The sequence below is a fragment of the Dietzia cercidiphylli genome (assembly GCF_014145145.1).
Taxonomy (GTDB): Bacteria; Actinomycetota; Actinomycetes; order Mycobacteriales; family Mycobacteriaceae; genus Dietzia; species Dietzia natronolimnaea.
The window spans coordinates 1-12,696 of sequence record NZ_JAALEA010000119.1 but is presented as its reverse complement, the minus strand read 5'-3'; the positions used below and the strand labels follow the sequence as shown (position 1 = coordinate 12,696).

General features: G+C 71.9%; 9 protein-coding genes and 2 pseudogenes. 6 read left to right on the top strand and 5 right to left on the bottom strand.

The genetic code is table 11. The features are described from left to right. From G6028_RS05040 to G6028_RS05030, 3 genes are all read left to right on the top strand, one after another. Positions 1–420 (top strand): cupin domain-containing protein (locus G6028_RS05040; RefSeq protein WP_241730550.1); only part of this gene is annotated, 420 nt, incomplete at its 5' end. A 21-nt stretch (positions 421–441) separates the two neighbouring features. Next, a complete protein-coding gene (locus tag G6028_RS05035) occupies positions 442–1,122 on the top strand; it encodes a Maf family protein (RefSeq protein WP_182640501.1) in 681 nt (226 codons plus the stop codon). Between the two features lie 165 nt (positions 1,123–1,287). Continuing rightward, positions 1,288–3,075, top strand: a complete 1,788-nt coding sequence (locus tag G6028_RS05030) for an ATP-binding protein (protein WP_182658235.1) — start codon at positions 1,288–1,290, stop codon at positions 3,073–3,075. A gap of 224 nt (positions 3,076–3,299) precedes the next feature. Here G6028_RS05030 and G6028_RS05025 read toward each other — a convergent pair whose 3' ends face one another. Then, a complete protein-coding gene (locus G6028_RS05025) occupies positions 3,300–5,075 on the bottom strand; it encodes a glycerol-3-phosphate dehydrogenase/oxidase (protein ID WP_179524760.1) in 1,776 nt (591 codons plus the stop codon). 79 nt (positions 5,076–5,154) lie between these two features. Here G6028_RS05025 and glpK point away from each other — a divergent pair, with 79 nt between their 5' ends. After that, positions 5,155–6,714, top strand: coding sequence for a glycerol kinase GlpK (glpK, locus tag G6028_RS05020; RefSeq protein WP_182616180.1), 1,560 nt, complete (start codon positions 5,155–5,157; stop codon positions 6,712–6,714). Here the strand turns inward: glpK and G6028_RS05015 are convergent, their stop codons facing one another. The 4 genes from G6028_RS05015 to G6028_RS05000 form a co-directional block, all read right to left on the bottom strand. After that, positions 6,715–7,788 carry an ABC transporter ATP-binding protein gene (locus tag G6028_RS05015; RefSeq protein WP_182645687.1) on the bottom strand — a complete coding sequence of 358 codons (1,074 nt, stop codon included), beginning with the start codon at positions 7,786–7,788 and terminating at the stop codon, positions 6,715–6,717. Continuing rightward, positions 7,785–9,344, bottom strand: coding sequence for an ABC transporter permease (locus G6028_RS05010; protein ID WP_259846280.1), 1,560 nt, complete (start codon positions 9,342–9,344; stop codon positions 7,785–7,787). The genes G6028_RS05015 and G6028_RS05010 overlap by 4 nt, the downstream gene beginning before the upstream one ends. A gap of 55 nt (positions 9,345–9,399) precedes the next feature. Next, positions 9,400–10,425 carry an iron ABC transporter substrate-binding protein gene (locus tag G6028_RS05005; RefSeq protein ID WP_179524757.1) on the bottom strand — a complete coding sequence of 342 codons (1,026 nt, stop codon included), beginning with the start codon at positions 10,423–10,425 and terminating at the stop codon, positions 9,400–9,402. A 100-nt stretch (positions 10,426–10,525) separates the two neighbouring features. Next, entirely contained in the window at positions 10,526–11,932 is a 1,407-nt protein-coding gene (locus G6028_RS05000) for an NAD(P)H-quinone dehydrogenase (RefSeq protein ID WP_179524756.1), read from the bottom strand. Positions 11,933–12,084: 152 nt separating this feature from the next. Between G6028_RS05000 and G6028_RS18190 the strand changes: the two are divergent. Next, positions 12,085–12,369 (top strand): annotated as a pseudogene (locus tag G6028_RS18190) (gamma-glutamylcyclotransferase family protein); the annotation flags it as partial. A gap of 93 nt (positions 12,370–12,462) precedes the next feature. Then, a pseudogene (locus G6028_RS18185) lies at positions 12,463–12,621 on the top strand (gamma-glutamylcyclotransferase); the annotation flags it as partial. Positions 12,622–12,696: the final 75 nt, after the last annotated feature.

Here is a 12,696-nt window from a genome sequence, read left to right as displayed (position 1 = left end):
GACGAGCCCACCACCCCCGAGCCCGCCACCCCCGCCCCCACCTCCGTCGACTCCACGCGCGACGACCGTGACCACGGCAGCCGCGCCGGGACCACCGAGGGCACCGCCACCCACCTGACCGACATCATCGGTCGCGAGGAGCCGTTCGAGAACCGGCCGCGGGCCTCCGTCGTGCACGAGGACGAGTCCGCCAAGATCGTGGCGTTCGAATTCGGGGAGGGTCATGAGCTCGGCGACCACGCGGCCCACCACCCGGTCCTCGTCCAGGTGCTCCGGGGCCGGGTGGAGTTCGGCCTGCCCGACCGCACGGTCGTCCTGGTGCCCGGTGAGGTACTCCACCTCACACCGAGGCTGCGGCACTCGGTGCGCGCGCTCGAGCCCACCACGCTCACCGTCACCATGCTGCTGCCGCGGGCCTGAGGCCCTGGCTACGCTGGGCCCATGATCACGTTCGTCCTCGCCTCGGCCTCCCCGTCCCGACTGCGGATCCTCCAGCAGGCCGGCGTGGACCCGCTCATCCGACACCCGCAGGTCGACGAGGACGCCCTCCAGGCCGCGCTCCCCGCGGGCACCCCGCATGTGCGCGTGGTGGAGGAACTGGCCCGCGCCAAGGCGCAGGACGTCCTCGATCGTGAGGGCGGGGCACTCGCGGCCGAGGCCCGTGCCGCGGGTGCCGACACGCTCATCGTGGTGGGCTGCGACTCGATGCTCCTGGTCGACGGCCGGCTCGAGGGCAAGCCGCACACCTACGAGCGGGCGATGGCGCGGTGGCGCAGGATGCGCGGTCGTCACGGGGTCCTGATCACCGGCCACGCCCTGATGGTCGCCGACCTCACCGGGGACGGCCCCCTCGTCGTCACCCGGAGCGGGTCCGACACCTCCGACACCACGGTTCACTTCGGCGCCCCGTCGGACGCCGACCTCGACGTCTACCTGCGCACCGGCGAGCCCCTCGAATGCGCCGGCGCCTTCACCATCGAATCGCTCGGCGGCTGGTTCATCGACCGGATAGACGGCGACCCGTCGAGCGTCATCGGACTCAGCCTGCCGCTGTTGCGGCGCCTCCTCGAGGGGGCCGGGATCCACGCGCACCAGTTGTGGCGCCCCGAGCTCCGCAGCTGAACAGCAGGTCAGAGAGGCGACGATCTGCTCGGCCCGCCCCCGTGGGGCAGCCCTTCGACCCCCAAACCCACACATGAGGGGGGCCTCTCATTAGACTGCTGGAGAATATCGGTGCCCCTACCGGGCGCACCGGTCTAAGAGACGTCCATCACCAGGAGGCCCTGAGTGCCCAGTCATGCCAGCTCTCACATCACCAAGGTCCTCGTCGCCAACCGCGGCGAGATCGCTGTACGTGTGATCCGCGCGGCGAAGGACGCCGGTCTGGCCAGCGTGGCCGTGTACGCCGAGCCCGACGCCGATGCCCTGTTCGTCAAGCTGGCCGACGAGGCCTTCGCCCTGGGGGGCACCACCTCCGCGGAGTCCTACCTGGTCTTCGACAAGATCCTCAACGCGGCCGCCAAGTCCGGAGCCGACGCCATCCACCCCGGGTACGGCTTCCTCTCCGAGAACGCCGACTTCGCGCAGGCCGTCATCGACGCCGGGCTGATCTGGATCGGCCCCCCGCCGAGCGCCATCCGCGACCTGGGCGACAAGGTCACCGCCCGCCACATCGCCGAGCGCGCCAAGGCTCCGATGGCGGCCGGCACCAAGGACCCCGTCGCCAATGCCGACGAGGTCGTGAAGTTCGCGGAGGAGTACGGCCTGCCCATCGCCATCAAGGCCGCCTTCGGTGGCGGCGGGCGCGGGATGAAGGTCGCCCACGAGATGTCCGAGGTCGCCGAGCTCTTCGACTCGGCCACCCGTGAGGCCACCGCCGCCTTCGGTCGCGGCGAGTGCTTCGTCGAGCAGTACCTCGACAAGGCGCGCCACGTCGAGGCCCAGGTCCTCGCCGACCAGCACGGCAACGTCGTCGTCGCCGGCACCCGCGACTGCTCGCTGCAGCGTCGCTTCCAGAAGCTCGTCGAGGAGGCCCCGGCCCCGTTCCTCACCGACGACCAGCGCAAGCGGATCCACGACTCCGCCAAGGCAATCTGCAAGGAGGCCGGTTACTACGGCGCCGGCACGGTCGAGTACATGGTCCAGGGCGACACGATCTCCTTCCTCGAGGTCAACACCCGCCTCCAGGTGGAGCACCCGGTCACCGAGGAGACCGCGGGCATCGACCTCGTGCTGCAGCAGTTCAAGATCGCCGAGGGTGAGGTGCTCGAGTTCACCGAGGACCCGACCCCGCGCGGCCACGCGTTCGAATTCCGCATCAACGGCGAGGACGCCGGACGCGGCTTCCTGCCCGCCCCCGGCACGATCACGGGCTACCACGAGCCCAGCGGGCCGGGCGTCCGCGTCGACTCCGGCGTCGAGCAGGGCGACACGATCGGTGGCCAGTTCGACTCGATGCTGGCCAAGCTGATCGTGTGGGGCGAGGACCGCGACCAGGCGCTCGCGCGGTCGGCCCGTGCCCTCGCGGAGTTCACGGTCGAGGGAATGGCCACCGTCATCCCGTTCCACGCCCACGTCGTCGCCAACCCCGCCTTCGTGGGTGACGGGAAGGGCTTCGACGTCTACACCAAGTGGATCGAGGAGGAGTGGGACAACCCGATCGAGCCGTGGAGCGCCACCGGCGCCCCCGCCGACGACGACGAGCCGGTCGAGCGCAAGAAGGTCGTCGTCGAGGTGGACGGCCGCCGCGTCGAGGTCTCGCTGCCCGGTGACCTGGCCTTCGGCGGGTCGCACAACGGTGGCACCGTCCGCCGCAAGGCCAAGGCCCGCACCCGTGGCGGGGCCGCCGGTGCCGCCGCCTCCGGGGACGCCGTCTCGGCCCCCATGCAGGGCACCGTGGTGAAGGTGGCCGTCGAGGAGGGCCAGGAGGTCAAGTCCGGTGAGCTCATCGCCGTGCTCGAGGCCATGAAGATGGAGAACCCGGTCACCGCCCACAAGGACGGCGTCGTCACCGACCTGTCCGTGGACGCCGGCGCCGCGGTCACCCAGGGAACGGTGCTCTGCGAGATCAAGTGACCCGCTGACGGCGTCGTCCACCCCGGGCCGCGCCGTCGGGCCCGCCCCTCCCCCGGATCCGCTGCTCTCCTGCGCCATCCGCTGCCCCACCGGACAGCCGATCGCGCAGGGCGGCAGCGGATTTCCGGTGTCAGGGGGTGCGGAGCGCGGCCGTGCCGGTTCCGACCCCCATCACGCGCTGGTCGGGATAGGTGGTCCCTCGGTCGGGAAGGGTGGCCCCTCGGTCAGGCCGGGTGGTCGACGACCGGCTCGGCGCTCGCGGGGTCGACGGTCGCCTCCACCAGGAACTCGCGGACCTCGGGGACGCCGCGGAGGAAGCCGTCCGCCTCGTCGTCGGAGTCCGTCACCTGGCTGGCCAGCTCCGCGGCGACCCGTTGCTCGAACATCTCGACCTCCCGCTCGACGCGGTCGGTATCCCAGTCCAGCACCTCCGCCATGAGCTGCGCGGCCTCGCGGGCGCACGCCACCCCTCCGTGCTGGTACTCCATGGAGATCCGGGTCCGGCGGACCAGGACGTCCTCCAGGTGCAGAGCGGCCTCCGCGAGCGCGGCGTAGACGATCTCGACCCGGAGGTAGCGATCGGCGCCGTCGAGGGTCTCCAGCAGATCGGGGCGGTCCGCCGCCAGGTCCAGCACGTCCTCGAGAAGCGAACCGTAGCGGTCGAGCAGGTGCTGGACCTGCTCCTCCCTGATCTCGTAGTGGTCCGCGATCCGGTCCGCGCGGTTGACCATCGCCGGGTAGCCGTCGGCACCGAGGAGGGGGATGCGATCGGTGGTGGAGGCCGGAACGGATTCCGCGCGCTCCGGTCCCAGCTCGGCCACCGCGGCGTCGACCGCGTCCGCCGCCATGACCCGGTAGGTGGTGTACTTGCCGCCCGCCACCACCACGGCCCCGGGAGCCGCGCGCATCACCGCGTGTTCCCGCGAGAGCTTGGCGGTGGAGTCGGCCCCGCCCGAGAGCAGCGGGCGCAGTCCCGCGTAGACACCGCGGACGTCGTCCCGCCCGATCGGGGTCGTGAGCACGGCGTTGACGTGCCCGAGGATGTAATCGATGTCCGCACCCGTCGCCGCGGGGTGTGCCAGATCGAGCTGCCAGTCGGTGTCGGTGGTGCCGATGATCCAGTATTCGCCCCAGGGGATGACGAAGAGCACCGACTTCTCGGTGCGCAGGATGAGGGCGGCCTCCGAGTCGACCTTGTCACGGTCCACCACGATGTGGACCCCCTTGGAGGCACGCACCGTGAAGCCGCCCTCCTCCCCCAGCATCTCCTGCAGGTGGTCGGTCCACACCCCCGCCGCGTTGAGCACCACCCCGGCCCGGACGTCGGTCTCCCGTCCGGTCTCGGCGTCGCGGACCCGCACGCCGGTCACTCGTTCGCCCTCCCGCAGGTAGCCGATCACCTGCGTGGAGTTGGCGACCACCGCGCCGTGCAGGGCGGCGGTGCGGGCGAGCGTGAGGGTGTGGCGGGCGTCGTCGACCAACGTGTCCCAGTACCGGATCCCCCCCACCACGACGTCCTCGCGCAGACCCGGCGCCACGCGCCGTGCACCGGCGCGGCTGTAGTGCTTCTGCGGCGGGACGCTCTTGGCGCCGCCCATGAGGTCGTAGAGGACGAATCCCGCGGCCATGTAGGGGCGCTCCCAGAACCGGCGGGTGAGCGGGAAGAGGAACTTGAGCGGTTTGACCAGGTGCGGGGCCAGTCGGGTCATGCTGAGCTCGCGCTCGTGGAGGGCCTCGGCGACGAGCCCGAAGTCGAGTTGCTCGAGATACCGGAGCCCGCCGTGGAACATCTTGGAGCTGCGCGAGGAGGTCCCGGCGGCGAAGTCGCGGGCCTCCACCACCGCGACGCTCAGGCCGCGCGTGGCCGCGTCGACAGCGCTGCCGGTGCCCACCACACCGCCACCCACGATCACGATGTCGAAGGACTCCTCCGACAACCTCCGCCATGCCTCGGCCCGGCGCTCGGGACCGAGGACGGACCGTGATCTGATCGTGGGCATCGTGCTCCCTCCGGGGCCGGGTATCGGTTTCCGGCCGGTTGCGCCCGACTCTACGCCCGGGCGGACGTAGTCTGACGACGTGACGCGTAACACGTTCATCCTCGCGATCGACCAGGGGACCACGTCCTCGCGGGCCATCCTCTTCGACCACGACGGTCTGCCGGTGCCCGCGGCGACCGCCCAGGTCGAACACCGGCAGATCCTGCCCCGGGCCGGATGGGTGGAACACGACCCGCTGGAGATCTGGGAGAACGTGCGGACGACCATGGCCCAGGTGGCCGGTCACGCCGACCTCGAACCGGCGTTGGTGAGCGCGATCGGCATCACCAACCAACGGGAGACCGTGGTGGTGTGGGAGCGGGAGACCGGTGAGCCGGTCTACAACGCGATCGTCTGGCAGGACACCCGGACCTCCGGGATCTGCGCCCGGTTGGCGGAGGGCCACCCCGACGGAGACAACAGGTTCCGCGATGCGACCGGGTTGCCCCTGTCCACCTACTTCGCGGGTCCGAAGATCCGGTGGATCCTCGATCACCTCGACGCCGAGGGCCGACGCGGCACCGAGCGGGCCGAGGCCGGCGAGCTGCTGGCCGGGACCATCGACTCGTGGCTGGTGTGGAATCTCACCGGCGGCCGCCGCGGCGGGACCGACGGCGAACCGGCGCTCCACGTCACCGACGTCACCAACGCCTCCCGCACCCTGCTCATGGATCTGCGGACCCTGGAGTGGTGCGACGAGCTCTGCCGCGAGATCGGGGTGCCGCGGGCGATGCTCCCCGACATCGTGCCGTCCTCGGGGGTGATCGGTCACGTGACCGAGCGTCGCATGTTCGGCGGGACCCCCATCGCGGGGATCCTCGGCGACCAACAGGCGGCCATGTTCGGCCAGACCTGCTTCGACCCCGGCGACGCCAAGAACACCTACGGGACCGGCGCGTTCCTGCTGCTCAACACCGGCACCACCCCCCAGTTCAGCGACAACGGGCTGCTCACCACCGTCTGCTACAAGCTCGGGGACGCCGACGCCGTGTACGCGCTGGAGGGCTCCGTGGCGGTGGCGGGCTCGCTTGTGCAGTGGCTACGGGACAACCTCGGGGTGATCTCGAGCGCCGAGGAGACCGAGGAACTGGCGACGTCACTGGAGGACAACGGCGACTGCTATCTCGTGCCCGCGTTCTCCGGACTTCTCGCCCCTCGCTGGCGCCCGGACGCGCGTGGCACCCTGGTGGGCCTGACCCGGTTCCACACCCGGGCACACCTGGCGCGAGCGGCGCTCGAGGCCACCGCGTTCCAGTCCCGCGAGATGACCGACGCGATGGCCGCCGACGCCGGCGAGACCGCCGACGCGCTGCGTGTCGACGGCGGGATGGTGGTCAACGACTACCTGATGCAGTTCCAGGCCGACATCCTGGGCATCGACGTGATCCGGCCCGAGGTCACCGAGACCACCGCCCTGGGTGCCGCCTTCGCCGCGGGGCTGGCGGTGGGCCAGTGGGACTCCCCCGACCGGCTCCGGGAGTTGTGGCGGGAGGACCGGCGGTGGGAGCCACGCATGGCCGAGGACGAGCGCGCGCGCCTGTGGGGCCGCTGGAACGACGCCGTCGAACGGACCCTGGGCTGGGCCGCCACCGAGAGCTGATCAGGCGGGCACCGACGGCCCCGCGTGGAAGACGGCGGGACGCAAGGGCGTGACCTCCACCCGGGCCCCCACCTCGAAGACCTCCCCGCCGGAGACCGGGACCGCGAAGCTCTGCTCGGTGCCGTCGACACACATCCGGATGAGGGTCGACGCGCCGACGAACTCGACGCCGGTGCACACGCCGTGCCCCTCCTGCCCGACCCGACGGACCGTCAGGCTCTCGGGGCGCCACAGGACGGTGCCGGACCCGCGTGCGGGCGTGTCGAGTGGGACGGCGCCGATGGTGGTGTGTGCGACCCCTCCGTCCGCGGTGGCCGGGAGAAGGACGACCTCCCCCGCCAGCTGGGCGACCTCGCGGCTCACCGGGTGGTAGTAGAGCCGTTCGGGGGTGTCGACCTGGGCGAGGCGGCCGTCGATGAGCACGGCGACCCGATCGGCGGTGGCCAGCGCCTCCGCGCGGTCGTGGGTGACGAGGACCGACGTCGCGCCGGACTCGGCGAGCAGGGTCGAGACCTCCGCCCGGACCCGTCCCCGCAGGGCGGCGTCGAGCGCGCTGAACGGTTCGTCCAGCAGGATCAGTCCCGAGCCCGGGGCGAGCGCGCGTGCGAGCGCGACCCGCTGTTGCTGCCCGCCGGACAGCCGGGAGGGACGCTCGTCGGCCCGGTCCGCCAGCCCCACCAACTCGAGGACCTCACGGACCCGGGCCGCCCGCTCGGCGCGGCTGCGCCACCGCGCCACGGGATCGACCGGTACGAGTCCGAACCCGACGTTCCGGGCCACGGACAGGTGCGGGAACAGGGCCCCCTGTTGGGGGACCAGTCCAATCCCGCGGTGCTGGGCGGGCAGTGGGTCCACGCGGCGGCCGTCGACGAGGATGCGTCCCGCCGAGACCGGGTGCAGCCCGGCGATCATGCGCAGCACGGTGGTCTTGCCCGACCCGGACGCACCGAGAACGGCCAGCGCCTCACCGGAGCCCACTGTCAGATCGAGGTCCCGGACGACGGTGGTGCCCCCGTACCCACCGGTCACGCCGCGGAGCTCGAGCACGCCGCCGGGGCGCTTCCTCACCGTCATGTGGCACCCACCTGTGTCTCCTCCGAACGGGCCGCGATGGCGGTCCGTGCCGGGACGCCTCGCCCGGACCCTCCCGCGCCCCACCCGAACGACCTGCCGAGGACCGCGGCGGGGATCACGGCCACGGCCACGAGCATCGCGGCATAGGGAGCGGCCTGGGAGTACGCCGCCACCTCGGTGTGGGCCCACATCGCGGAGGCCAGTGTCTCCGTCCCCGTGGGGCGCAGGAGAAGGGTCGCGGGCAGTTCCTTGGCCACGCTGAGGAACACCAGGCTGCCCCCCGCGAGGACACCCGGCATCGATAGTGGGGCGACGACGCGGAGGAAGGTCCGGAACCGGCCGGAGCCCAACGCTCCCGAGGCGTCCTCGAGCGCGGTCGGGATCGCGCCGATCGCGGACCGGACCACGCCCACGGCGAGCGGGAGGAACAGCACCACGTACCCGAACACGAGCATCGGCAACTGCTGGTACAGGCCGGGGACCAGCCGGATCCCCACGAACACCACGGCCAACCCGACCGTGATCCCGGGGAGCGCGAATCCGATCTGGGCGACCGCCTCGGTGGCCCGGGCGACCGGGCCGTTCGACCGGGCCGCGAGGATGCCGATGGGCAGGGCCAACACGATCGTCACGAGCGCGGCGATGCCCGACACCCCCGCGGTGGTGGCCGCCGCCGCGAGGACCGGTCCCCACGCCACGTCCACCTCGGCGGCGGCCCGCACCCACCGGACCAGCCCGACGAGCGGGGCGAGGACGCCACCGGTCAGGACGAATCCGACGACCACGAGCGCCGGCGTTCTGAACCGTCCGAGCGGGACCCGGTCGGGAAGGGAGTCCACACCGGCACCGACCCTGGCGACCTCGCCCCGTCGGGCCCGCCGCTCTCCCACCATCACCACCAGCGCCACCAGGATGAGCACGCAGGCCAGCACCGCCGCGGGCACCCGGTCGAACGAGGCGCGGTAGCTGTGGTAGATCCCGACGGTGAACGCCTCGTACCGCAGCATGGCCACGGCTCCGAAGTCGGACAGCGTGTACAGCGCCACCAGCAGCGCCCCCGCGGCGACCGCGGGCCGGATCTGACGCAACGTCACCCCGAGCACGGCCCTGACCGATCCGCGCCCCAGCGTCCGGGCCACCTCCTCCAGCCCGGGGTCCACGGCCCGCAGCGCCGCGGCCGCGGGGAGGAAGACGTACGGATAGCAGGAGATCGTCAACACGATGACGGAGCCGGGCAGGCCGAGGAACTGCGGGAAGTCCGCGACCCACAGGTAGCCGAGGACGTAGGAGGGCATCGCCAGTGGCACGCAGAGCAGTGCGCCGACCACCGGGGCCCCGGGGAGATCCGTCCTCACCGTCAACCACGCGAGCGCGACACCCACCACGACGCTCGCCGCGGTGACCAGGACCACCAGCACGACCGTGTTGACCAGCAGTTCGGCTGACCGACCGGACCGGACCACCTCGATGGCGTAGGCCGGGCCCCGTTCCCCCGCCCGGATGATCAGATAGACCAGCGGGATGAGGGCCGCGGAGCACGCCAGAGTGGCGGCCACCCCGAGGAGGGGGCGACCGCCACGGAGACGGGAACGGACGTCTATGACGGACCCGTCAGATCATGCCCACGCGCGTGAGCATCTGCTGGGTCTGCTCGAGCCCGTCGAGGTCCCCGAGGTCGATGTCGGGGCCTCCCAGGGTCTCGAGGGGGGGCAGGCCGACGGCCTCCGAGGTGATGCCCGGCACCACCGGGTACTCGCTGTCCTCCTCGAGGAAGTAGAGCTGGGCCTGCTCGCCGAGGAGTTCCTCCACCACGCGCAGGGCGTCCTCGGGCCGGTCCGTGGAGGCCAGCACGCCGACGCCGGCCACGTTGACCAGTGCGCCGGGGTCGCCCTTGGTCAGGTAGTGGACCCGGGCCCGCATGTTCTCCTCGCCCTTCTCCTGGGCGGTGTTGTACCAGTAGTAGTGGTTGGTGAGCCCGAGCTCGACCTCTCCGGTGTCGGCGGCCTCGAGGAGGGCCACGTTGTTGTCGTACGTCCTGGGCTCGTTGGCCAGGAAGTCGCGGAGCCACTGCTCGGCCGCCTCGTCGCCGCGGTCGACCCGCAGCCCGGTGACGAACGACTGGAACGAGGCGTTGGTGGGGGCGTAGCCGACCTTGCCCCGCCACTCCGGCTCGGTGAGGGCGTCGATGGTGTCCGGCACCTCGGACTCCTCGAGCACCTCGGAGTCGTAGACCAGGACACGGGCGCGGAGGCTCGTGGCGACCCACGTCCCGTCGGTGGCCCGGTACTCGGCGGGGACCTGTGCGACCGTCGCCTCGTCGAGCCGCGTGAGCAGGCCCTCCTTGGACAACGCGCCCAGCGCGCCGGCGTCCTGGGAGAAGAAGATGTCGGCCGGGCTGGCCTCGCCCTCCTCGGCGATCTGCGCCGCCATCTCGGGGGTGCTCGCGTACCGCACCTCCAGGTCGATGCCGGTGTTCTCCTCGATCTGGGCCAGCAGCGGGCCGACGAGGTTCTCGCTGCGGCCCGAGTAGACCACCAACGCGTCCGAGTCGTCTCCGGCGCCGTCCGTGGTGCAGGCCGCCAGACCCACCACGAGCGAACCGGCAGCGGCGATCGCGGCCAGGCGGCGTCGCATCATCACGGTTCCTCCCTCACAGTCCCGGTGCCGCGTCACGGGCACCGGGTGTGAGCTTAGCCTAAACTTATCCTGGCGCTCAGGCCGGTCCACCGGCCCGGGATCAGTCCAGGTCGTCGTGCCGCATGAGCTGCCGGGCGGCCTCGGTGATCGACCCGGTCATCGAGGGATAGACGGAGAACGACCCCGCGAGGTCACCCACGGTGAGCTGATTCCGCACGGCCACGGAGACGGGCAGGATGAGCTCGGAGGCGGTCGGCGCCACGATCACCCCTCCGATGACCACACCCGAGGCGGGGCGGCAGAACAGCTTGACGAAACCGCGGCGCAGACTGCGCATCTTGGCCCTCGGATTGCCCGCCAGCGGGAACACCTCGACGCGGGCGGGGACCTCACCGCTCTCGATCTGCGCGTGGGAGATTCCCACGGTGGCGATCTCGGGCCGTGTGAACACCGCCGAGGCCACGGTGCGGAGCTTGATGGGACTGACCCCCTCGCCCAGCGCGTGGTACATCGCGATCCGGCCCTGCATCGCCGCGACGGAGGCCAACGGGAACAGATCGGTGCAGTCGCCCGCCGCGTAGATGCCGGCGGCGGTGGTCCGCGAGACGCGGTCGACCTTGATGTGACCGCTGCGCTGGACCTCGATGCCGGCGCTCTCCAACCCGAGGTCGCCGGTGTTGGGAACCGAACCGACGCACATCAGTGCGTGCGAACCCTTGACGGTCCGGCCGTCGCCCAGTCGGACGATGATCCCGTCCTCGTGGTGTTCGACCGCGTCCGCACGCGCGTGCTTGACCAGCGAGACGCCACGCTCGCTGAGCGCCTCCTCCAGCACCAGCGCCGCGTCGGCGTCCTCGTGGGGCAGCACACGGTCGCGGCTGGACACCATGGTGACCTTGACGCCCATCTCGGTGAACGCGGAGACGAACTCGGCGCCGGTCACACCGGAACCCACGACCACCAGGTGGGAGGGGAGTTCGGTGAGGTCGTAGAGCTGCCGCCAGGTCAGGATCCGCTCCCCGTCCGGCTCGGCGCCGGAGAGGATGCGCGGGTTGGACCCGGTGGCGACCAGGACCACGTCCGCGTCGAGGATCTTCTCCCGGCCGCCGTCCAGCGACACGTGGACGCGGTGCGACGCCATGCCCGGCTGCGAGTCGTGCAGTCGCGCGGTCCCCGAGAGCAGTCGCACGCCCTCGCGCTGGAGCTGGGACCTGATGTCGGCGGACTGGGCGCGGGCCAGGGACTTGACCCGACCGTTGACCTGGCCGAGCCGGTACGCGGTGGGGTCGAAGTGCATCTCGACGCCCATCTCCTCGGCGCGACGCATGTCGGTGCGCACACCCGTGGTGGCGATGAACGTCTTGGACGGCACGCAGTCGGTCAGCACGCAGTTGCCGCCGATCCCCTCGGCGTCCACGATCGTGACGTCCGCACCGTACTGCGCGGCCACCAGCGCGGCCTCGTAACCGGCGGGTCCGCCGCCGATGATGATGATGCGCTGGGTCACAGGTGGTCCTCCACGGGTCACGGGGTCGGGGCCGGGCGCCGCGGGCCACTGTGGTGGACCGCGTCGCGTCCGCCGTACACGGTAGTCGAACCGGCGGCACGCGGCCGGAGGACGCCGGGGCCACACCCGGCGGAGGGACTACTCTGGTCGCCGTGCCTCTCTACGCCGCGTACGGGACCAACATGCATCCCGAACAGATGAACGCCCGCGCGCCGCACTCCCCGTTCGCCGGAACCGGTTGGCTGGAGGGCTGGCGCCTGACCTTCGCGGGCGAGGACCCCACGTGGGAGGGCGCCGTGGCCACCGTGGTCGAGGACCCCGAGTCGAGGGTGTTCGTGGTGCTCTACGACGTCCCCGACGAGGACGCCCGCGCCCTCGACCGATGGGAGGGCACGGACCGGATCCCGGCCCGGAAGATCCGGGTCCGGGTGGAGCGCCGTCCCACCGTCCCCCCCGGCCCCCCGGTGGGGGCCCAGGAGTCCGAGTTCGCGGTCGCCTCGCCCTCCCCCACCGCGCCCGAGGGCACCGAGCTGGTCTGGCTGTACGTCATGGACGCCTTCGAGGGGGGCCTGCCGTCGGCGCGCTACCTCGGACTGTTGGCGGACGCGGCCGAGTGCGCGGGTGCCCCCGACTCCTACGTGCGGCAGCTGCGCACCCGGGAATCCCGCAACGTGGGCCCGGGCGCCTAGCGTCGTGCCGTCCGTCCCCCTGCCGCCCACCCCCGTGTCTCCGCTCCTCACCCCCACCCCGGACGCCCGGGCGAC

What these genes read in the sequence shown, in the direction of transcription:
- G6028_RS05005 (WP_179524757.1), bottom strand. Translation starts at nt 10,425, where the DNA reads ATGATGCGACGCCGCCTGGCCGCGATCGCCGCTGCCGGTTCGCTCGTG.
- G6028_RS05035 (WP_182640501.1), top strand. Translation starts at nt 442, where the DNA reads ATGATCACGTTCGTCCTCGCCTCGGCCTCCCCGTCCCGACTGCGGATC.
- G6028_RS05015 (WP_182645687.1), bottom strand. Translation starts at nt 7,788, where the DNA reads ATGACGGTGAGGAAGCGCCCCGGCGGCGTGCTCGAGCTCCGCGGCGTG.
- G6028_RS05025 (WP_179524760.1), bottom strand. Translation starts at nt 5,075, where the DNA reads ATGCCCACGATCAGATCACGGTCCGTCCTCGGTCCCGAGCGCCGGGCC.